This window comes from Pseudomonas poae RE*1-1-14 (assembly GCF_000336465.1).
GTDB classification, from domain to species: Bacteria; Pseudomonadota; Gammaproteobacteria; order Pseudomonadales; family Pseudomonadaceae; genus Aquipseudomonas; species Aquipseudomonas poae.
In genome coordinates this window covers 2,389,958-2,411,643 of sequence record NC_020209.1, presented here as the reverse complement: position 1 = coordinate 2,411,643, position 21,686 = coordinate 2,389,958, and the positions used below count along the sequence as shown (strand labels likewise).

The window sequence follows — 21,686 nt, the reverse complement described above, 5'->3', positions numbered from 1 at the left end:
ATTACCCACTTCGCTTCTGGAGTTTCCCGATGTCTGCACTGTTCGAACCGTTCACGCTCAAGGATGTGACACTGCGCAATCGCATTGCGATCCCTCCCATGTGCCAATACAGCGCCGATGACGGCATGGTTAACGATTGGCACCACGTGCACCTGGCCAGCATGGCCCGTGGCGGCGCCGGGTTGCTGGTGGTTGAAGCCACCGCAGTCTCGCCGGAAGGGCGCATCACGCCGGGCTGCGCCGGTATCTGGAGCGATGCGCATGCGCAGGCTTTCGTGCCGATGGTCAAGGCTATCAAGGCCGCTGGTGCCGTGCCGGGCATCCAGATTGCCCACGCCGGCCGCAAAGCCAGCGCCAACCGCCCGTGGGAAGGCGATGACCACATGCCGCCCTCCGACGCGCGCAGCTGGGAAACCATCGCGCCGTCGGCGATTGCCTTTGGTACCAACTTGCCCAACGTTCCGCGCGCCATGACCCTGGACGACATCGCCCGCGTCAAGCAGGACTTTGTCGACGCCGCGCGCCGCGCCCGTGACGCCGGCTTTGAGTGGATCGAGCTGCACTTCGCCCACGGTTACCTGGGCCAGAGCTTTTTCTCCGAGCATTCCAACCAGCGTACCGACGCCTACGGCGGCAGCTTCGACAATCGCAGCCGTTTCCTTCTGGAAACCCTGGCCGCCGTGCGTGAAGTCTGGCCGGAAAACTTGCCACTAACCGCGCGTTTCGGCGTGATCGAGTACGACGGTCGCGACGAGCAGACCCTCACCGAATCCATCGAACTGGCCCGCCGCTTCAAGGCCGGTGGCCTGGATTTGCTCAGCGTCAGCGTGGGTTTCACCATTCCGGACACCCACATTCCATGGGGCCCGGCCTTTCTTGGCCCTGTGGCCGAGCGCGTACGCCGCGAAGCCGGTATTCCTGTGACCTCGGCCTGGGGCTTCGGCATGCCGCACCTGGCCGAAGCGGCCTTGCAAAATGGTCAGTTGGACCTGGTCTCGGTAGGCCGCGCGCACCTGGCCGATCCGCATTGGGCGTACTTTGCCGCCAAGGAGCTGGGTGTGGAAAACGCCTCGTGGACCTTGCCGGCGCCATACGCGCATTGGCTTGAGCGTTATCGCTGAGGCGAGCTGCACCGCTGCATGAGCCACTCGATCGAGTGGCTTTTTTTTGCGCGGATTTTCTTTGGTAGAACCTTTGATACAAAGTGGACACTCGAAAAATAACAAATGAGAATGCATGTCAAACGAGAATGCGTTGATATACCATGCGCCTCGAAATTGGCAGGGATGCCGCCCCATCTGGCTCTTTTACTAGGTTCGTATTCATGCGTCGTACCCTGATTTCCATCTGTGTGCTTCAGGCGTTTTCCCCGTTCACCTGGGCAGAGGAGGCTCCCGCCGACAAGGCCAGTATCGAGCTGCAGGCCACCAATGTGACTGGCGCCGCCGACTACGAAACCGCACAGGGGCCGGTCAAGGGCTACCGCGCCACCCGCTCGGCCAGTGCGACGCGAACCGATACCTCGATTCATGAAACCCCGCAGTCCATCAGCGTGGTGCCCAAGGATGTGGTCGAAGACATCGGCGCCACGCGCCTGCAGGAAGCCCTCGACTACGCCGGCGGCGTGGGTCGGGCCAACAACTTTGGCGGTCAGGGCCTCACCAGTTTCACCGTGCGCGGCTTTACCACCGCCGAGTTCTACCGCAACGGTTTCCCGATCAACCGTGGCTACCCGGCCATGCCGGACGCCAACACCATCGAACGCCTCGAAGTGCTGCGCGGGCCAGCGACCATGCTCTACGGGCGCGGCGATCCCGGCGGCACCTTCAACGTGGTTTCCAAGCAACCCCTGCCCGAGCGCACCGTCACCTTGGGCAGCCAGCTCGATGACCAGGGCATGAAGCGCGGCACCCTCGATGCGTCCGGCCCGCTGGATGACGATGGCCGCCTGGCCTATCGCCTCAACGTGGTGGGCGAGGGCGGTGATACCTTCCGCGACCACGTCTCCACCGAACGTTATGGCGTGGCCCCGGTGCTGACCTGGCAGGCCAACGACGCCACCAAGGTGATTTTCGAAGGCGACTTCATCCGCAACAACCACCCGCTGGATCGCGGCCTGACCCGCTTCGCCAACCAGCGCAGCACGCCGTCACGCGACACCTTCTGGGGCGAAAAGTACGCCGGCGACCTGCACAACGACAACAACATGGCCCAACTGCGTTTCGAGCACATGCTCAACGACAACTGGACCCTCGGCGGCGGAGTTCAGTGGCTGGACGGCACCATGAAGGGCGACGGCGTGGAGGCGAACAACGCCAGCAGCCTGGGCGCCGACGGCCGCACCCTGCAACGCAACTTCAACTACCGCAAGCTGGAATGGACCGACCAGGACTACCAGCTCAACCTGACCGGGCACTTCTCCACCGGCGGTTTCGAGCACACCCTGCTGACCGGTGTGGAATACGAAGACTACGACTACAAGTCGATCATCCAGCGTTCCAGCGCGGAGGCGGGCACGTTCCCCATCGATATCTTCAACCCGGTCTACGGCCAGCCGCGTCCGGCGCTGACCCGCACCCCCACCCACGACAAGGAAAACCTCAAGACCTACGCCGCGTTCGTTCAGGACCAGGTGGCGTTGACCGAACGCCTGCGCGTGTTGGCCGGCGCGCGTTTCGAGCGTTTCGAGCATCAGTACACGTCCTATGTGCCGGGCGTGAAACCCTGGGATGCGGCCGACAACGCCGTCACTCCACGGGTCGGCATCATGTATGACCTGACCGACACCGTCGCCCTTTACGCCGATGCCGCGCGTTCGTTCAAGCCCAACACCGGGGCCAGCCGCCTGGGTGGCGGGTTCGATCCGGAGCAGGGCAAGTCCTATGAGATGGGCGTCAAGTGGGAGGCGCTGGAGCAGTTGAGCGTCGACGCGGCGATCTACCAGATCGAGAAGAAAAACGTGCAGGGCACCGACCCGCTCGACTCAGCTTTCAACGTCGCGACGGGCCAGGTGCGCAGCCGCGGGTTCGACCTGAACGTGGCCGGCAACCTGACGCCGGAGTGGCGGGTGATCGGCGGCTATGCCTACGTGGATGCCGCCGTTACCAAGGACACCACAGTGCGCACCGGCACGCGCCTGGCCAACATCCCGCGCAACAGCTTCAGCCTGCTCAACGTGTATGAGTTCCAGGACGGCACGCTCAAGGGGCTGGGTCTTGGCGCAGGCGGCAAGTACGTCGCCGAACGTGCCGGGCAGACCAGCAACTCGACGTTCACCATGGGGTCCTACACCGTGGTTGACCTGCTCGGTTACTACAAGGTCAATGACAAGGTCAGGCTGAACCTGGACGTGAAGAACCTGTTCAACCGTGAGTACGAAGAGGGTTCGTTCCTGAACTTCTATGCGTATCCGGGTGAGCCACGCACCGTGCAGGTGGGAATCTCCTACACCCTCTAACCCTTATCTCCATGACGCGCGGGCTTATTGTGGCAAGTAGGCTTGCTGTGGCGAGCGGGCTTGCCCCGCGTTGGGGTGCTAAGCGCCCCCAATCAAGGAAAACGCGGTGTACCTGATACGGCTCAGCGCCTGGTTTTGGGGCTGCTGCGCAGCCCAACGCAGGACAAGTCTGCTCGCCACGACAACCCTGTTCCCACAGGGCCGGGAGCCAGTCTAAAGCGGCGTCAACACGTTCATCACCGTATCCAGCGCCACGCGGGTGTCATCCAGTTGCACCAGCGAGGCGTGCCGCGCGCCGAGGGCGTCGCGGTTCTGGATCGCGGTGAGGATTGCCTTGTGCCGGGGCAGGCTCAGGCCCTGGATATCCGGGCGGCGGTTGGTGATGTTGATCGATTCGCGCAACGGCAGCGACAGCATGTTGCACATATAGGCAAGCAGGTCGTTACGCGTGGCGTCGGCGATGGCGCGGTGGAAATCCAGGTCGGCCTGCAGCAGTTCGTCGTGGGTTTTCGCGGTTTCCATGCCCTGGTAGGCCTGCTCGATGCCGGCGATGTCTTCGTCGGTGGCAGTGGTCGCGGCCATCGCGGCGATTTCCGGTTCGAGGATGCGCCGCACGCCGGCCAGCGTGTTGAAAAACTCACTGTGGGGCGTGGACTGCATCAACCAGGACAACACGTCCGGGTCGAGCAGGTGCCACTTCAGCCGGGGCCGCACCACCGCGCCCACCCGTGGTTTGGAATACACCAGGCCCTTGGCGCTCAGCACCCGGGTGGCCTCGCGCAGGACCGAGCGGCTGACCTTGTATTCCTCGCACAGCGTGGCTTCCATGGGCAGCCGCTCTTCGGGCTTGAAGCGACCGGAGACGATGTGCATGCCCAAGTCCTGAACGATCTGGGCATGCATGCTTTTGCGCGGCTTGGGCGGCTGGTGATCCATAACGACAGGCAGGCTCTGGCTTAGATTCGGCGCATCATAACATCCCGATTAATGGGAGTGCCGTGGGACTTCGGCACCGCGGCAACCCACCAGAAAGTCGAAGTCGCAGCCCTGGTCCGCCTGCAGCACATGGTCGATGTACAGCTGGCGATAGCCGCCGACGATCAGGTTCTGCGCAGGCTTGAGGTCGGCCATGCGCGCCGCCAGTTCGGCGTCGGAGATGTCCAGGTGCAGGCGGCCATTGGCGCAGTCCAGTTCGATCCAGTCACCTTCCTGCACCGTGGCCAGCGGCCCGCCCGCAGCGGCTTCAGGAGCCACGTGCAACACCACCGTGCCGTACGCGGTGCCGCTCATGCGTGCATCGGAAATACGCACCATGTCCGTCACACCCTGAGCCAGCAGCTTGGCCGGCAAGCCCATGTTGCCCACCTCGGCCATGCCCGGATAACCCTTGGGCCCGCAGTTCTTCATCACCAGGATCGAGTTGGCATCCACGTCCAGTTCCGGGTCGTTGATGCGCGCCTTGTACATGTCGAAGTTCTCGAACACCACCGCGCGGCCGCGATGTTGCATCAGCTCGGCACTCGCCGCCGAGGGCTTGAGCACCGCACCCAGCGGCGCCAGGTTGCCGCGCAGCACGCAAATGCCGCCGTCGGCGCGGATCGGGTTGTCGAGGGTGCGGATCACCTCGTCCTGGCCGTAGATCGGCGAGTCCTTGGTGTTCTCGCCCAGGGACTTGCCGTTGACGGTCAGCGCGTTCGGGTGCGGGATCAGATTGGCTTCACCCAGGCGGCGCAGCACCGCCGGCAGGCCGCCGGCGTAATAGAACTCTTCCATCAGGAAGCGGCCCGAGGGCTGCAGGTCGACAATGGTCGGCATGCCCCGGCCGATGCGGGTCCAGTCGTCCAGGTCGAGTTCGACACCGATGCGCCCGGCAATGGCCTTCAAGTGGATCACCGCGTTGGTCGAACCGCCGATGGCCGCGTTCACGCGGATCGCGTTCTCGAACGCCTCTTTGGTGAGGATCTTCGACAGCCGCAAGTCTTCGCGCACCATCTCCACCGCGCGCATGCCGGACATGTGCGCCAGTACATAACGTCGCGCATCCACCGCCGGGATCGCCGCGTTGTGCGGCAGCGACGTGCCCAGTGCCTCGGCCATGCAGGCCATGGTCGAAGCGGTGCCCATGGTGTTGCAGGTGCCTGCCGAACGCGACATGCCGGCTTCGGCCGCGAGGAAATCATCCAGGGTAATGGTGCCGGCCTTGACCTGTTCACTGAGCTGCCACACCACGGTGCCCGAACCGATGTCCTGACCCTTGTGCTTGCCGTTGAGCATCGGCCCACCGGTAACCACGATGGCCGGCACGTCACAACTGGCGGCGCCCATCAGCAGCGCCGGGGTGGTCTTGTCGCAACCGGTCAGCAGCACCACGCCGTCAATCGGGTTGCCGCGAATGGCTTCTTCCACGTCCATGCTCGCCAGGTTGCGGGTGAGCATGGCGGTGGGGCGCAGGTTGGATTCGCCGTTGGAGAACACCGGGAACTCCACCGGGAAGCCGCCGGCCTCGATCACGCCGCGCTTGACGTGCTCGGCAATCTGGCGGAAATGCGCGTTGCACGGGGTCAGCTCCGACCAGGTATTGCAGATACCGATGATCGGCTTGCCATGGAACTGATGGTCGGCGATGCCCTGATTCTTCATCCAGCTGCGGTACATGAAGCCGTTCTTGTCGGCGGTACCAAACCACTGGGCGGAGCGTAGGCCGGGCTTTTTGTCAGGCATGATCGATTCTCTTATTGTATGACTATATGTTCTATCTGCGGCTAAACATAAGCGCAAATTCACCGCTTTGGAAGTGTTGTTTTGTAAATAGTCCTACTATATAGTCAGCCTCAATTGAGGTATGACCCTGGCGTTTTTTCGTCAGAGGCGTCCCCGAGCTTCTATAAGAACAACAAACGGAGATCGACCCCCATGAGCCAGGAACTGCGGCTTATTCGGCGCATCACGCTGAAACTGATTCCCTTTCTGATCCTGCTGTACCTGATCGCCTACGTGGACCGTTCCGCCGTGGGTTTTGCCAAGCTGCACATGGGCGCCGACGTGGGCATCGGCGACGCGGCCTACGGCCTGGGCGCGGGGCTGTTCTTCATTGGCTACTTTCTGTTCGAGATCCCCAGCAACCTGATGCTCGACCGCTTCGGCGCGCGGCGCTGGTTCGCGCGCATCATGATCACCTGGGGTGCCATCACCATCGGCATGGCCTTCGTGCAAGGCCCGCACAGCTTCTACGTGATGCGCTTTCTGCTCGGCGCGGCGGAGGCGGGGTTCTTTCCCGGAGTGCTTTATTACATCACCCAGTGGTTCCCGGTGCGCCATCGCGGCAAGATCCTCGGGCTGTTCATCCTGTCCCAGCCGATTGCGATGATGATCACCGGCCCCGTGTCCGGCGGTCTGCTCGGCATGGACGGCATCCTCGGCCTGCACGGCTGGCAATGGCTGTTCATCGTGATCGGCACCCCGGCGCTCCTGCTCACCTGGCCGGTGCTGCGCTACCTGCCGGACGGCCCGCATCAGGTCAAGTGGATGAGCGAGGACGAAAAAGCCTGGCTCAGCGGCGAGCTGGCCAAAGACCTGCAAGCCTACGGCCAGACCCGTCACGGCAACCCGTTGCATGCCCTCAAGGACGCGCGCGTGCTGCTGCTGGCGCTGTTCTACCTGCCGGTGACCCTGAGCATCTACGGCCTGGGCCTGTGGCTGCCGACCCTGATCAAGCAGTTCGGCGGCAGCGATCTCACCACCGGCTTTATCTCTGCCGTGCCCTATCTATTCGGCATCATCGGCCTGCTGCTCATACCGCGCAGCTCCGACCGACTCAATGATCGCTACGGTCACCTCGCCGTGCTCTACGTGTTGGGCGCCATCGGCCTGTTCTTCAGCGCCTGGCTGAGTGCGCCCGTGTTGCAGATGGCCGCGCTGTGCCTGGCGGCGTTCGCGATGTTTTCCTGCACGGCGGTGTTCTGGACCTTGCCCGGGCGGTTCTTTGCCGGCGCCAGTGCGGCGGCGGGCATTGCGCTGATCAACTCGGTGGGCAACCTCGGTGGCTACATCGGCCCGTTCGTGATCGGCGCGCTGAAGGAATACACCGGTAATCTGGCGTCGGGCCTGTACTTTTTGTCTGCGGTGATGCTGTTCGGGCTGGTGCTGACTCTGGTGGTCTATCGTCTGCTCGAACGCCGACATGTACTGCCTGTCGACCAGTTCGCCGCCAGCGCCCGTGGCGCCACACGTACTTACTCAGGAGAATTCACATGCGTTTAGTCCAGTTCGAATTGCACAACGGTGAGCGTCGTGTCGGCGTTGTCGACGGCGACACCTTGCGTGAAGTGCAGGGCGCCCACAGCGTGCGCGACTTGGCCCTGGCGGCCATCGACGCAGGCGTGGGCCTGGCGCAGCAGGTCGAGCGCCTGGGCCTGGGCGACAGCCACGACTACCCGGCACTGCTCGCCGACCTGAAGATCCTGCCGCCGCTGGACCACCCGGACCCGGCGCATATGCTGATCAGCGGCACCGGCCTGACCCACCTGGGCAGTGCCTCGGCGCGCGACAAGATGCACCAGCAGGCCGGCGACGAAGGCGCGATGACCGACACCATGCGCATTTTCAAATGGGGCGTGGAGGGCGGCAAACCCGCAGCCGGTCAGGCGGGGGTGCAACCGGAGTGGTTCTACAAGGGCGACGGCAGCACCGTGGTGCGCCCGGGCGAAGCCTTCCCGGTGCCGCCGTTTGCCGAAGACGCCGGTGAAGAACCGGAGATCGGTGGCCTGTATGTCATCGGTCCCGACAGCAAGCCATATCGCCTCGGGTTTGCGGTGGGTAACGAGTTCTCCGACCACATCATGGAGCGCAAGAACTACCTTTACCTGGCCCATTCCAAACTGCGCAGTTGCAGCTACGGCCCGGAGTTGCGCGTGGGCGAACTGCCCCAGCATCTGGCCGGCACCAGCCGCATTCTGCGCAACGGTGAAGAAATCTGGCGGAACGAATTCCTCAGCGGCGAGGCCAATATGTGCCACAGCCTGGAAAATCTTGAATACCACCACTTCAAGTATCGCCAGTTCCTCAAGCCCGGCGACGTGCACATTCATTTCTTCGGCACCGCCACGCTGTCATTCGCCGACGGTATACGTACCCAGGCCGGCGATGTGTTCGAGATCAGCCAGGCCGAATTCGGCGCGCCGCTGGTCAACCGTGTCGGCAGCAGCGCTGCGGCCTTCGAACCCGGCAACGTCATCACCCTTTAAAGGAGACCTCACCATGACCCAGTACCTCGGCCACAACTACATCGGCGGCCAGCGCAGCGCCAACGGCAGCGTCAAGCTGCACAGCGTCGACGCGACCACCGGCGAGGCCTTGCCCCAGGATTTCTACCAGGCCACCCCCGAGGAGGTCGACGCCGCCGCCCGAGCCGCCGCCCAGGCTTACCCGGCTTACCGTGCCTTGAGCGCCGCACGCCGGGCGCAGTTCCTCGATGCGATCGCCGATGAGCTGGATGGGCTGAGCGACAACTTCATCGAGCTGGTATGCCGCGAAACCGCACTGCCGGCCGCGCGTATCAAAGGTGAGCGCGGGCGTACCAGCGGCCAGATGCGCCTGTTCGCCACGGTGCTGCGCCGGGGCGACTTCTATGGTGCGCGAATCGACAAGGCACTGCCGGACCGTCAGCCCATGCCGCGCCCGGACCTGCGCCAATACCGCATCGGCCTTGGTCCGGTCTCGGTGTTCGGTGCGAGCAACTTTCCGCTGGCATTCTCCACCGCCGGCGGCGACACCGCCGCGGCGCTGGCCGCCGGTTGCCCGGTAGTATTCAAGGCCCACAGCGGCCACATGGCCACGGCCGAGCAGGTCGCCAATGCGATCATCCGTGCGGCCGAGGCCACCGAGATGCCGGCCGGTGTGTTCAATATGATCTTCGGCGGCGGCGTCGGCGAAGCGTTGGTCAAGCACCCGGCGATCCAGGCTGTGGGCTTTACCGGCTCGCTCAAGGGCGGCCGCGCACTGTGCGACATGGCGGCGGCGCGCCCGCAACCGATCCCGGTGTTTGCCGAGATGTCGAGCATCAACCCGGTGATCGTGCTGCCCCAGGCACTCGCGGCCCGCGCTGACACCGTTGCCCGCGACCTCACTGCCTCGGTGGTGCAGGGGTGCGGCCAGTTCTGCACCAACCCGGGCCTGGTGATCGGCATTGCGTCGCCGGCCTTTACCGCGTTCACCCAGCAGGTGGCGCAATTGATCGGCGAACAACCGGCGCAAACCATGCTCAATGCCGGCACCCTGGGCAGCTATGGCAAAGGCCTGGAAAAGCTCCTGGCGCATCCTGGCATCCACCACTTGGCGGGCACTGCTCAGTCCGGTAACCAGGCACAGCCGCAACTGTTCAAGGCCGACGCGAGCCTGCTGATCGATGGCGATGAAGTGCTGCAGGAAGAAGTGTTCGGCCCGACTACCGTATTCGTCGAGGTCGCTGACCAGGCGCAGCTCAGCGCTGCCTTGCACGGCCTGCACGGTCAACTCACTGCGACGGTGATTGGTGAGCCGGCCGACCTGCAACAGTTCGCCGAACTCACGCCACTGCTGGAGCAGAAAGTCGGGCGCATCCTGCTCAACGGCTACCCGACCGGCGTGGAAGTCTGCGACTCGATGGTGCACGGCGGCCCGTACCCGGCGACGTCCGATGCCCGTGGCACCTCGGTGGGCACCCTGGCGATCGACCGCTTCCTGCGCCCGGTGTGTTTCCAGAACTACCCCGACAGCCTGCTGCCCGACGCGCTGAAGAATGCCAACCCGCTGCGTATCCAGCGGCTGGTGGACGGCACGCCGTCGCGCGAGGCGCTGTAAACAACCCGGATCAGGAGGCGTCATGTCGTTAATCGCCGTAACCCCGCACCGCGCGCAGTTGGGCGAGGGGCCGTTCTGGGACGTGCCCACCCAGGCGCTGTACTGGGTGAATATCGCCGGCAAACAGGCGCTGCGCCTGATGGGCGGGCAACTGCAAGTGTGGCAATTGCCCGAGCACGTTTCGGCGTTTATCCCGTGCGCAAGCGGTGACGCGCTGGTGACCTTGAGCAGTGGCGTGTATCGCCTTGACCTGGTCACCGAAGCGCTGACCCTGCTGTGCGTGGCCGACCCGCAGGCGGGCAACCGTGGCAATGAAGCGCGCTGCGATGCCCAGGGCCGGCTGTGGCTGGGCACCATGCAGAACAACATCGGCGAGCAAGGTGAAGACCTGCCCATCACCCGACGGTCCGGCGGGCTGTTTCGCATCGACGCCGATGCGACGGTCACGCCGTTGCTGAGCGGGCTGGGCATTCCAAACACCTTGCTGTGGAGCGACGACGGTCGTCAGGTGCATTTTGGCGACAGCCTGGACGCCACGCTGTATCAGCACGGTATCCAGGCGGACGGTCAGCTTGATCCGGCGCAGCTGTGGTTCGGCCCGCACGCGCGGGGCGGGCCTGACGGCTCGGCCATGGACGCCGAGGGGTATATCTGGAACGCCCGTTGGGACGGCAGTTGCCTGCTGCGTCTGACGCCTGCCGGGGAGGTCGATCGTATCGTCGAGCTGCCCGTCAGCCGCCCCACCAGTTGCGTGTTCGGCGGGCCGGATCTCACCACGCTGTACATCACCAGTGCCGCCAGCCCCTTGGGCCATCCGCTGGATGGCGCGCTGCTGGCCATGGACGTCGACGTGCCAGGCAAACCCTGTCACCGCTTTGCCGGATAAACCTTTAAAACGAACATTCAAAAACAACAACAAGGAGTCACCCTATGAATCGTCGTCGTGGTTTGCGTTCCCTCTGCTGCGCCGCTGTCGCGGTGTCGGCCATGAGCCTGAGCGGCCTGCTGCTGGCCGCTGAAGAAGTAAAAATCGGCTTCCTGGTCAAACAGGCCGAAGAACCCTGGTTCCAGACCGAATGGGCCTTTGCCGAAAAAGCCGGCAAGGAACACGGCTTCACCGTGATCAAGATCGCCGTGCCCGATGGCGAGAAAACCCTGTCGGCCATCGACAGCCTTGCCGCCAACGGCGCCAAGGGCTTTGTGATCTGCCCGCCGGACGTGTCCCTTGGCCCGGCCATTGTCGCCAAGGCCAAGGCCAACGGCCTCAAGGTGATTGCCGTGGACGACCGTTTCGTCGACGCCAAGGGCGCGTTCATGGAAGACGTGCCGTACCTGGGCATGGCTGCGTTTGAAGTGGGCCAGAAGCAGGGCGCCGCGATGGCCGCCGAAGCGAAAAAACGTGGCTGGGACTGGAAGGACACCTACGCGGTGATCAACACCTTCAACGAACTCGACACCGGTAAAAAACGCACCGACGGGTCGATCAAATCCCTTGAAGAAGCCGGCATTCCCAAGGACCACATCCTCACCGCCGCGCTGAAAACCCTGGACGTTCCGGGCAGCATGGACGCCACCAACTCGGCGCTGGTCAAGCTGCCCAGCGGCGCGAAAAACCTGATCATCGGCGGCATGAACGACAACACCGTGCTCGGCGGCGTGCGCGCCACCGAAAGCGCCGGGTTTGCCGCCGCCAACGTGATCGGTATCGGCATCAACGGCACCGACGCCATCGGCGAATTGAAGAAGGCCAACAGCGGTTTCTTCGGCTCGATGCTGCCCAGCCCGCACATCGAGGGCTACAACACCGCGCTGATGATGTACGAGTGGGTGACCAAGGGCACCGAACCGCCCAAATACACGGCGATGGATGAAGTGACGCTGATCACCCGGGAAAACTTCAAGGAAGAACTGACCAAAATCGGGCTGTGGAAATGAGTGCGGCCGCCCTGCGTTTTGAGGGTATCGGCAAAACCTTTCCCGGGGTCAAGGCGCTGGACGGCATCTGTTTTACCGCCCACCCGGGGCAGGTGCATGCGCTGATGGGCGAGAACGGCGCGGGCAAGTCGACGCTGCTGAAAATCCTCGGCGGCGCCTACATTCCCAGCAGTGGCTCGGTGCAGATCGGCGCGCAGACCATGGCCTTCAAATGCGCCGCTGACAGCATTGCCAGCGGCGTGGCGGTGATCCATCAGGAGCTGCACCTGGTGCCGGAAATGAGCGTGGCGGAGAACCTGTTCCTCGGCCACCTGCCGTCGCGTTTTGGCGTGGTCAACGGCGGCCTGCTGCGCAAGCAGGCGCTGGCCTGCCTCAAGGGCCTGGCCGACGAGATCGACCCGGACGAAAAGCTCGGCCGCCTGTCCCTGGGCCAGCGCCAATTGGTGGAAATCGCCAAGGCGCTGTCCCGTGGCGCCCATGTGATCGCCTTCGATGAACCCACCAGCAGCCTCTCGGCGCGGGAAATCGACCGACTGATGGCGATCATCGCGCGCCTGCGCGATGAGGGCAAAGTGGTGCTCTACGTGTCGCACCGCATGGAAGAGGTGTTCCGCATCTGCGACGCGGTCACGGTGTTCAAGGACGGGCGCTACGTGCGCACGTTCGAGGACATGAGCGCGCTGACCCACGACCAGTTGGTGACCTGCATGGTCGGGCGCGATATCCAGGACATCTACGACTACCGCCCGCGCGAGCATGGCGAGGTGGCGCTCAAGGTCGACGGGCTGCTCGGGCCGGGCCTGCGCGAACCGGTCAGCTTCGCGGTGCGCAAGGGCGAGATTCTGGGGCTGTTCGGGCTGGTGGGGGCAGGGCGCACCGAGCTGTTCCGGCTGCTCTGCGGGCTGGAGCGCAGCACGGCGGGGCAGCTGGAACTGTGCGGCGAAACCCTGCACCTGCGCTCCCCGCGCGATGCCATCGACGCCGGCGTGCTGCTGTGCCCGGAAGACCGCAAGAAGGAAGGCATCATCCCGCTGTCCAGCGTGGCGGAAAACATCAATATCAGCGCCCGTGGCGCCCACGCCTCGTTTGGCTGGCTGCTGCGCGACAGCTGGGAAAAGGGCAACGCCGGCCAGCAGATCCAGGCGATGAAGGTGAAGACGCCCAACGCCGAGCAGAAAATCATGTACCTGTCCGGCGGCAATCAGCAGAAGGCCATTCTGGGTCGCTGGCTGTCGATGCCGATGAAGGTGCTGCTGCTCGATGAGCCGACGCGGGGCATCGATATCGGCGCCAAGTCGGAGATCTACCAGATCATCCACAACCTGGCCGCCAGCGGCATTGCGGTGATCGTGGTGTCCAGCGACCTGATGGAAGTGATGGGGATTTCCGACCGCATTCTGGTGCTGTGCGAAGGCGCTCTGCGCGGCGAACAACGGCGTGAACACGCCACTGAATCCAACTTGCTGCAGCTGGCCTTGCCGCGCGGCCCGGCCCACTGAGAGACGACTATGACAACCCAAGACAACGCGTTGCCCAAAGCGCGCAAACCCCTGGACCTGCGCGCGCTGCTGGATAACTGGGCGATGCTTATGGCGGCGGTGAGCATCTTCGTGCTGTGCGCCTTGCTCATCGACAACTTCCTCTCGCCGCTGAACATGCGCGGCCTGGGCCTGGCGATTTCCACGGTGGGCATCGCCGCCTGCACCATGCTGTTCTGCCTGGCGTCGGGGCACTTCGACCTGTCGGTGGGCTCGGTGATCGCCTGTGCCGGCGTGGTGGCGGCGATTGTAATGCGTGACACCGACAGCGTGATGCTGGGCATCGGCGCCGCCTTGGGCATGGGCCTGCTGGTAGGGCTGATCAACGGCATCGTGATCGCCAAGCTGCGGGTCAATGCGTTGATCACCACGCTTGCGACCATGCAGATCGTGCGCGGCCTGGCCTACATCTTTGCCGACGGCAAGGCGGTGGGCGTGTCCCAGGATCAGTTCTTCATCTTCGGCAACGGCCAGTTGCTGGGCGTGCCGGTGCCGATCCTGATTACCATCGTGTGCTTCGTGTTCTTCGGCTGGCTGCTCAACTACACCACCTACGGGCGCAACACCATGGCCATCGGCGGCAACCCGGAAGCGGCGCTGCTGGCCGGGGTCAATGTGGACCGCACCAAGATCATCATCTTCGCCGTGCACGGCCTGATCGGCGCGCTGGCCGGGGTGATCCTCGCCTCGCGCATGACCTCGGGCCAGCCGATGATCGGCCAGGGTTTCGAGCTGACAGTGATTTCGGCGTGCGTGCTGGGCGGGGTATCGCTGAGCGGCGGCATCGGCATGATCCGCCATGTGATTGCCGGGGTACTGATTTTGGCGATCATCGAAAACGCGATGAACCTGAAGAACATCGACACGTTTTACCAATACGTGATCCGCGGCTCGATCCTGTTGCTGGCGGTGGTGATAGACCGCATGAAGCAACGCTGACCTCAAGCTCTGCGAGGAATCAATGTGGGAGGGGGCAAGCCCCCTCCCACAGTTTTAGTCAGCGGAGAACTTGAAAATCGTGTTCTGGGTGTAGGTCTGCCCCGGGTTCAGGCGGGTCGAGGCAAAGTTGGGCTGGTTGGGTGCATCCGGAAAGTGCTGGGTTTCCAGGGTAAACCCGCTCCAGTGCAGATACGTCTTGCCGGCCTTGCCCTTCACCGAACCATCGAGGAAGTTGCTGGTGTAGAACTGCACTCCCGGCTCGCTGGTGTAGAGCTGCAGGCGGCGGCCCGACTCAGGGTCATGCACCTCGGCAGCGAGTTGCTTGACGTCGCCCTTGGTATCCAGCGCCCAGTTGAAGTCGAACCCACCTTGCTTGGGTTCGGCGAACTTGAGTTGCGGATGATCGTCCTTGATGTGCTTGCCGATAGGCGTGGGTTTGAGAAAATCCATCGGCGTGTCGGCCACCGGTGCCAGTTCGCCGGTCGGAATCAGCGTGGCGTTCACCGGCGTGTAATGGCTGGCGTGCAGGGTGGCGACCTGCTTGAGGATGTCACCATTCCCGGCGCCGGCCAGGTTGAAGTAGCTGTGGTTGGTGAGGTTGAGCACCGTCGGTTTGTCGGTGGTCGCCTTGTAGTCGATGTGCAGTTCGTTTTTGTCGTTGAGGCGGTAGGTGACTTCGGTCTTCAGGTTACCGGGGAAGCCCATTTCGCCGTCTTTGGACAGGTAGGTGAGGGTGACGCCCACCGAGTCCTTGTCCTTGACCTGCGCCGCTTTCCACACGTGCTTGTCGAAGCCCTGGGCGCCGCCATGCAGCGAGTTGGGGCCATCGTTGAGCGGTACCTGGAAGCGCTTGCCGTCGAGTTCAAAGGCGCCGCCGGCCAGGCGGTTGCCGAAACGGCCGATGGTCGCGCCAAAGAACGCGGTGCCGGCCTGGTAGCCTTGCACGTCGTCAAACCCGAGCACCACGTCGTCGACCTTGCCGTGCTTGTCCGGCACCTTCAACGACTGCAACACGCCGCCGTAGGTGATAACCGTGGCTTGCATGCCGTGGCTGTTGCGCAGGATGTACTGTTCGACGGGTGTGCCGTCATTGGTCTTGCCGAACGGCTTGTGCTCACTGCTCAGGCCTGCCGCCTGGGCGCCGCCACTGGCAACCAGCATGGACAGGGAGAGGCCGGAGAGCAGGTATCGAGGGTGCTTCATGGTCGAACTTCCTTTTGTTGTTTTGAGTGGAATAGTTCTACTAATAGCGATATTTTGTCGGTGTGACAGCGAATTTATAGCCTTTAACGCCGATTTCGTAAAATAAAATAAGACTAATTGATCGAGGCAACCGTTATATGAGTATTGCGCAGGCTGTGTATCCCGACCTCAAGGGCAAAACCGTGCTGGTGTCCGGCGGTGCCTCGGGCATTGGTGAGTTCATGGTGCGTGCCTTTGCCGCGCAGGGCGCCAAGGTCGCGTTTGTGGACCGCGCGCAGAGCCAGGGCGAACGCCTGGCGGCGCTGTTGAGTTCGCAGGGGCATACCGTCGAGTTCGTGTGCTGCGACATCACCGACGAGATCGGCTATCGCGCCGCCATCGGCCGCTTCGAGCAGTCGCTGGGGCCGATCACGGTGCTGGTGAACAATGCCGCCAATGATGTACGCCACACCCTGGAGGAGGTCGATTCGCAGACCTTCGACCGCTTGATCGCGGTTAACCTCAAGCACGCCTTCTTTGCCGCCAAGGCGGTGGTGCCGGGCATGAAAGAGGCGGGCGGCGGTTCGATCATCAACCTGGGCTCCGTCGGCTGGATGATGGCGTCGGCCGGCTACCCGGTGTACGCCGCCAGCAAAGCGGCGGCCCATGGCATGACCCGCGCCCTGGCGCGTGAGCTGGGGCCCAGCCATATCCGCGTGAACACGCTGGTGCCGGGCTGGGTGATGACCGAGAAGCAACTGGCAATGTGGGTGGACGATGCGGCCAGGGACTTGATCGCGCGCAGCCAGTGCCTGCCGGGCAGCGTGCTGCCGGAGCATATCGCCAACATGGCGTTGTTCCTGGCGTCGGATGCGGCAGCGATGTGTTCGGCGCAGAACTTCATCGTCGACGGGGGCTGGGTGTAGGCACGCGGATTGGTGCTGGATGGAACGTCGGCCGGCTGGCAGTATCGAAATGTTTCCAACCTACTGTTGCAACCCACGGGAGAACCGAGCATGACTGACTACCAGCCGCCGAAAGTCTGGACCTGGGACGCTGAAAATGGCGGCACCTTTGCCAGCACCAACCGGCCCATTGCCGGTGCCACCCATGACAAGGCGCTGCCGGTGGGCAAGCATCCGCTGCAGCTGTATTCCCTGGCCACGCCCAATGGGCAGAAGGTCACGATCCTGCTGGAAGAACTCCTGGCGCTGGGGCACAGCGGCGCCGAATACGACGCGTGGCTGATCAAGATCGGTGACGGCGACCAGTTCGGCAGCGGTTTTGTGGCGGTGAACCCGAACTCGAAGATCCCCGCGCTGATGGACCACAGCGGCCCCACGCCGATTCGCATATTTGAATCCGGCGCGATCCTGCAGTACCTGGCCGAGAAGTTCGGCGCGTTGCTGCCCACCGAGCCGGCGGCGCGCGCGGAGTGCCTGTCGTGGCTGTTCTGGCAGATGGGCAGTGCGCCTTATCTGGGCGGCGGCTTCGGACATTTTTATGCCTATGCGCCGAGCAAGATGGAGTACCCGATCAACCGCTTCGCCATGGAGGCCAAGCGTCAGCTGGATGTACTGGACAAGCGACTGGCCGAAAGTGAGTACATAGCCGGGGATGAGTACAGCATTGCCGATATTGCGATCTGGCCCTGGTACGGCGGGTTGGTGTTGGGGCGCTTGTATGACGCTGCGGAGTTTCTCTCGGTGCACGAGTACACCCACGTGATGCGCTGGGCCAAGGCGATCGATGCACGACCGGCGGTCAAGCGCGGGCGTCGGGTCAACCGGGTGTTTGGCGAGGTGTCCGAGCAACTGGCGGAGCGGCATGAGGCTGCGGACCTGGATTGATTTCACCGGCTTTGGCTGCCGGGCTCGTTGTGGCGAATGGATTATTGTGGTGAATGGATGTGTTGTGGCGAGCGGGCTTGCCCCAATGCCGTTCAGTTAAGCGCAGATTCCTTGTGGCGAGCAGGCTTGTCCTGCGTTGGGCTGCGCAGCAGCCCCAAAACCAGGCGCTGAGCCGTATCAGGTACTCCGCGTTTTGCTGGATTGGGGGTGCTTCGCACCCCAACGCGGGGCAAGCCCGCTCGCCACAGAAGCCCGCTCCCTGCTGCGGGCCCCGTTGCCACAGCGGTTTACAGATCTTGTAATAGTTTTGCGTTGTGGGAAATTTATGTTTCGGCTGTAGGATTCAAGTCCTTTTCCCATCGCAGGACTTGCATGAACACCCTCTCGGAGCCTCCCAGTCGTCTTTCCTCAAGACACGCACCGTCGCTGTTCCCGCTCAAACACCCCGTATTCCGACTGACAGCCTTGTCCCGGTCCACTGATCGCGCATTGCCGTGCCCGGCCTCCTGAAAACTGAACACAGAGACTTATAGAAATGGAATGGTTAGCGGACCCTACGGCCTGGCTTGGCCTGGCGACCCTGATTGTGCTGGAACTGGTGCTGGGCATCGACAACCTGGTGTTTATCGCGATCCTGGCGGACAAGCTGCCGCCGGAGCAGCGCGACCGTGCGCGGTTGATCGGCTTGTCCCTGGCGCTGCTGATGCGCCTGGGCCTGCTGGCGAGTATTTCCTGGCTGGTCACCCTCACTCAGCCGTTGTTCGAGGTGTTCGACAAGAGCTTCTCCGGCCGTGACCTGATCATGCTGTTTGGCGGTGTGTTCCTGCTGTTCAAGGCCACCATGGAGTTGCACGAGCGCCTCGAAGGCCATGTGGCCCAGCGCAGCGGCAATGTGGCCTATGCGATGTTCTGGCCGATCGTGGCGCAGATCGTGGTGCTCGACGCGGTGTTCTCCCTCGACGCGGTGATTACCGCCGTGGGCATGGTCGATGAACTGGCGGTGATGATGATTGCGGTGATCGTCTCCATCGGCCTGATGATCGTGGCCAGCAAGCCGCTGACCCGCTTCGTCAACGCACACCCCACGGTGATCATGCTATGCCTGGGCTTTTTGATGATGATCGGCTTCGCGCTGACCGCCGAAGGCCTGGGGTTCCATATTCCCAAGGGCTACCTGTACGCCGCGATTGGTTTCTCGATCCTGATCGAGGTGTTCAACCAGATCGCGCGAGCACGTCGCAAGAAGTCGGCGCAGGGCGTGTTGCCGGTGCGTGAGCGGACCGCCCATGCGGTGATGCGCCTGCTGGGTGGCCGCGGTCTGGCGGTGGAAGAGGTGGGTGATGACGTCGCCGACCTGCTGGGTGAAGCGGATGCTGCCCAGGGCCCGCTGTTCGACCGACGCGAACGGGTGATGATCAGCGGCGTGCTGCAACTGGCCGAGCGGCCGATCCGTACCCTGATGACGCCACGGGCCAAGGTCGACTGCATCGATCTGGCGGACGACGCCGAGACGATTCGTCGAACACTCATGCATTCGTCCTATTCGCGCCTGCCGCTGATCCGCAACGGCGCGGTGGATGAACCGCTGGGCTTTGTGCACAAGAAGGAACTGCTCAAGGAATACCTGGCCGGCAACGAGCCGAATCTGGAACACCTCGCACGTCGAGCGATCAACCTGCTGGACAGTTTTTCGATCCTTAATGCCCTGGAGCAGATGCGCCAGGAGTCCACTCACATCGCCTTCGTGATCAACGAGTTCGGCGACTTCATGGGGGTGTTGAGCATGACCGACATTCTCGAGTCCATTGCCGGCGAGTTGCCGGACGCCAGCGAAATCGAAGGGCCGGATATTGTCGAGGAGGGCGCGGGCTTTCGTGCCAATGGTGCGTTGAGCCTGAACCAGGTGCGTCAGCGCACCGGTTTCAAAGCGGCCGCGACCGAGGACTATCAGACCCTGGCCGGGCTGGTGATGAGCCTGCTCGACCGCCTGCCGGTGCTGGGCGATAGCCTGGAGCATGAGGGCTGGCACCTGACGGTGGCGGCGGTGGAAGAGCGGCGGGTCACACAGGTGTTGCTGGTGCCGTTGCAACCCACTCCTTGAATACGGCTTCCAGGATTTTTTCCTGATCCTGCGGTTCACCAATGCCCTTGAGGTTTTTGACCTCCAGGGCATTTTTGTACACCACCAGCGTTGGCGTGCCGTCCACGCCTTCGATGTACGGGGTCTGCGTCGTGTCCAGCACCATGGTCTTGGTGCCGTGGCCGTATTTTTCGGCAACCCGCTCAAAGCGTTGGCAGGCGCCCATGCAGGCCGGGCAATAGAGTGAGGTGAACAACGCGATGACCAGAGAATGTTCTTTCAGAATGCTCTCGTATTCCTTGAGGTCATTGATCACCGTATTTGCAACGCCCATGACGATCTCCTTGCGTACGCGGCCTGAAAAGCCATTGCCGGTACGCTAAATCGGCCGATCGTCAGCGTCTACTGTCAACTTTCACAGGTATCAAGCGTCGCGGTCACGCTCTATGCGTTCGCGCGCCTTGCGCGCCTGGCCGGCGCATTTGCGGTACTCCTCATTGTCACGGGACGCCTTCGCCTCGCGGTAGCCGTGGTGGTTCTGGCTGGTGTAGTCGACGTTGAACGCCTCCTTGAGTTTCTGCAGCTCTTCCTTGCATTCGCGGCGGTCGTTGCTGGCCCAGGCGCTGCCGGCTGCCAGCAGGGTGAGCAATACCAGGGTGAGACGAAGCTTCATCGGGGTGCATTCCTTGTCGTCGGAGGTGTGCCAAAGGCTAGTCCAGCGCCGGGATTTTTCCAGACGGCGCTGCGCGCGGTAACGGGGCGGTGACGCACTGGCTTGGCGCCGTCATCCCTGTATGGGGCCATGGGTAGCACCGCTACTGGCAATGCCGACGCACTGCCGCGTTCCGTCTTCTGATTCATCTGATTGATTAACAACAGTTTTATTCCTGCCACATTTTTCTGTTACGGCCAGTGGCACACTTTCTGCTATCTATTCCGTTGTTACATACCAAGTTCCGGTATAGCGGACTAAACAGCCCTGGAGTGCTCGCCATGCATCACCGACCTTTCGTGTTCAAAGCGTGTGTTTTTCTTTTTGCCGCCTCGGCGTCCCTTGCCAGCCTCGCGCAAGCGGCGGACAGCAAGCTCGATGCCGTGCTCAAGCGCGGGCACCTGATCGTGGGCACCGGCAGCACCAATGCGCCGTGGCACTTCCAGGGCGCTGATGGCAAGTTGCAGGGGTTCGATATCGATATCGGCCGTATGGTCGCCAAAGGGCTGTTCAACGACCCGAGCAAGGTCGAGTTCGTGGTGCAGTCATCGGATGCGCGCATTCCCAACCTGCTCACCGACAAGGTCGACATGACGTGCCAGTTCATCACCGTCACCGCCAGCCGTGCGCAACAGGTGGCCTTCACCCTGCCGTACTACCGCGAAGGCGTGGGCCTGCTGCTGCCCAACAACAGCAAATATAAAGAGATCGAAGACCTGCAGGCCGCAGGCGACAGTGTCACCGTGGCCGTGCTGCAGAACGTGTACGCCGAAGAGTTGGTGCACCAGGCGCTGCCCAAGGCCAAAGTTGACCAGTACGACAGCGTCGACCTGATGTACCAGGCGGTGAACTCAGGGCGCGCCGATGCCGCCGCCACCGACCAGTCCTCGGTCAAGTACCTGATGGTGCAGAACCCTGGCCGTTACCGCAGCCCGACCTACGCCTGGAGCCCGCAGACCTACGCGTGCGCGGTCAAGCGTGGCGACCAGGACTGGCTGAACTTCGTCAACACCGCCCTGCATGAAGCCATGACCGGTGTGGAGTTTCCCACCTACAAGGCCTCGTTCAAGCAGTGGTTCGGCGTGGACCTGCCGGAACCCGCCATCGGCTTCCCGGTTGAGTTCAAGTAAATCGTAAACCCTGGGGCGTCGCCGAC

The 21,686-nt window shown here is 63.0% G+C and carries 18 protein-coding genes; 13 read left to right on the top strand and 5 right to left on the bottom strand.

The window, feature by feature from the left end; translation table 11 throughout:
- Window positions 1-29 precede the first annotated feature (29 nt).
- Window positions 30-1,121 (top strand): NADH:flavin oxidoreductase/NADH oxidase, encoded by a 1,092-nt coding sequence (locus H045_RS10320; protein ID WP_015372314.1) that lies wholly within the window; start codon window positions 30-32, stop codon window positions 1,119-1,121.
- 203 nt (window positions 1,122-1,324) lie between these two features.
- A complete protein-coding gene (locus H045_RS10315; protein ID WP_015372313.1) occupies window positions 1,325-3,457 on the top strand; it encodes a TonB-dependent siderophore receptor in 2,133 nt (710 codons plus the stop codon).
- A 213-nt stretch (window positions 3,458-3,670) separates the two neighbouring features.
- Here H045_RS10315 and H045_RS10310 read toward each other — a convergent pair whose 3' ends face one another.
- Together H045_RS10310 and H045_RS10305 are read right to left on the bottom strand one after the other, a co-directional pair.
- A complete protein-coding gene (locus tag H045_RS10310) occupies window positions 3,671-4,393 on the bottom strand; it encodes a FadR/GntR family transcriptional regulator (RefSeq protein ID WP_003232002.1) in 723 nt (240 codons plus the stop codon).
- 48 nt (window positions 4,394-4,441) lie between these two features.
- Entirely contained in the window at window positions 4,442-6,178 is a 1,737-nt protein-coding gene (locus H045_RS10305; protein WP_003232000.1) for an IlvD/Edd family dehydratase, read from the bottom strand.
- A 192-nt stretch (window positions 6,179-6,370) separates the two neighbouring features.
- Here H045_RS10305 and H045_RS10300 point away from each other — a divergent pair, with 192 nt between their 5' ends.
- From H045_RS10300 to araH, 7 genes are read left to right on the top strand one after another with little or no spacing between them, the layout of a single operon-like run.
- Window positions 6,371-7,717, top strand: a complete 1,347-nt coding sequence (locus tag H045_RS10300; protein ID WP_015372312.1) for an MFS transporter — start codon at window positions 6,371-6,373, stop codon at window positions 7,715-7,717.
- A complete protein-coding gene (gene araD1 / locus H045_RS10295; RefSeq protein WP_015372311.1) occupies window positions 7,708-8,700 on the top strand; it encodes an AraD1 family protein in 993 nt (330 codons plus the stop codon). Before H045_RS10300 ends, araD1 begins: the two co-directional genes overlap by 10 nt.
- A 13-nt stretch (window positions 8,701-8,713) precedes the next feature.
- Complete coding sequence (locus H045_RS10290) at window positions 8,714-10,294, top strand: aldehyde dehydrogenase (NADP(+)) (protein WP_015372310.1); 1,581 nt, start codon at window positions 8,714-8,716, stop codon at window positions 10,292-10,294.
- 22 nt (window positions 10,295-10,316) lie between these two features.
- The gene (locus H045_RS10285) at window positions 10,317-11,180 is read left to right on the top strand and encodes an SMP-30/gluconolactonase/LRE family protein (RefSeq protein WP_015372309.1); all 864 of its coding nucleotides are present in this window, start codon (window positions 10,317-10,319) and stop codon (window positions 11,178-11,180) included.
- Between the two features lie 44 nt (window positions 11,181-11,224).
- Entirely contained in the window at window positions 11,225-12,229 is a 1,005-nt protein-coding gene (locus H045_RS10280) for a substrate-binding domain-containing protein (protein ID WP_015372308.1), read from the top strand.
- Window positions 12,226-13,728, top strand: coding sequence for an L-arabinose ABC transporter ATP-binding protein AraG (araG, locus tag H045_RS10275; RefSeq protein WP_041931491.1), 1,503 nt, complete (start codon window positions 12,226-12,228; stop codon window positions 13,726-13,728). The genes H045_RS10280 and araG overlap by 4 nt, the downstream gene beginning before the upstream one ends.
- 9 nt (window positions 13,729-13,737) lie before the next feature.
- On the top strand, window positions 13,738-14,706 hold the full coding sequence (araH, locus tag H045_RS10270; protein ID WP_015372306.1) for an L-arabinose ABC transporter permease AraH: 969 nt from the start codon (window positions 13,738-13,740) through the stop codon (window positions 14,704-14,706).
- Window positions 14,707-14,760: 54 nt separating this feature from the next.
- On the opposite strand, the gene H045_RS10265 is transcribed toward araH, so the two are convergent.
- Window positions 14,761-15,909, bottom strand: a complete 1,149-nt coding sequence (locus H045_RS10265; protein ID WP_015372305.1) for an aldose epimerase family protein — start codon at window positions 15,907-15,909, stop codon at window positions 14,761-14,763.
- 137 nt (window positions 15,910-16,046) lie between these two features.
- On the opposite strand from H045_RS10265, the gene H045_RS10260 reads away from it, so the two are divergent.
- From H045_RS10260 to H045_RS10250, 3 genes are all read left to right on the top strand, one after another.
- A complete protein-coding gene (locus tag H045_RS10260; protein WP_003238108.1) occupies window positions 16,047-16,814 on the top strand; it encodes an SDR family NAD(P)-dependent oxidoreductase in 768 nt (255 codons plus the stop codon).
- Between the two features lie 90 nt (window positions 16,815-16,904).
- On the top strand, window positions 16,905-17,738 hold the full coding sequence (yghU, locus tag H045_RS10255; protein ID WP_003238110.1) for a glutathione-dependent disulfide-bond oxidoreductase: 834 nt from the start codon (window positions 16,905-16,907) through the stop codon (window positions 17,736-17,738).
- Between the two features lie 535 nt (window positions 17,739-18,273).
- Window positions 18,274-19,839 carry a TerC family protein gene (locus H045_RS10250; protein WP_015372304.1) on the top strand — a complete coding sequence of 522 codons (1,566 nt, stop codon included), beginning with the start codon at window positions 18,274-18,276 and terminating at the stop codon, window positions 19,837-19,839.
- On the opposite strand, the gene H045_RS10245 is transcribed toward H045_RS10250, so the two are convergent.
- Window positions 19,799-20,152 carry a thioredoxin family protein gene (locus tag H045_RS10245; protein ID WP_015372303.1) on the bottom strand — a complete coding sequence of 118 codons (354 nt, stop codon included), beginning with the start codon at window positions 20,150-20,152 and terminating at the stop codon, window positions 19,799-19,801. The two genes, H045_RS10250 and H045_RS10245, sit on opposite strands and share 41 nt — an antisense overlap.
- Before the next feature lie 90 nt (window positions 20,153-20,242).
- On the bottom strand, window positions 20,243-20,491 hold the full coding sequence (locus tag H045_RS10240; protein ID WP_003238117.1) for a hypothetical protein: 249 nt from the start codon (window positions 20,489-20,491) through the stop codon (window positions 20,243-20,245).
- Window positions 20,492-20,811: 320 nt separating this feature from the next.
- Between H045_RS10240 and H045_RS10235 the strand changes: the two genes are divergently transcribed.
- Window positions 20,812-21,660, top strand: coding sequence for a transporter substrate-binding domain-containing protein (locus H045_RS10235; RefSeq protein ID WP_015372302.1), 849 nt, complete (start codon window positions 20,812-20,814; stop codon window positions 21,658-21,660).
- Window positions 21,661-21,686 lie beyond the last annotated feature (26 nt).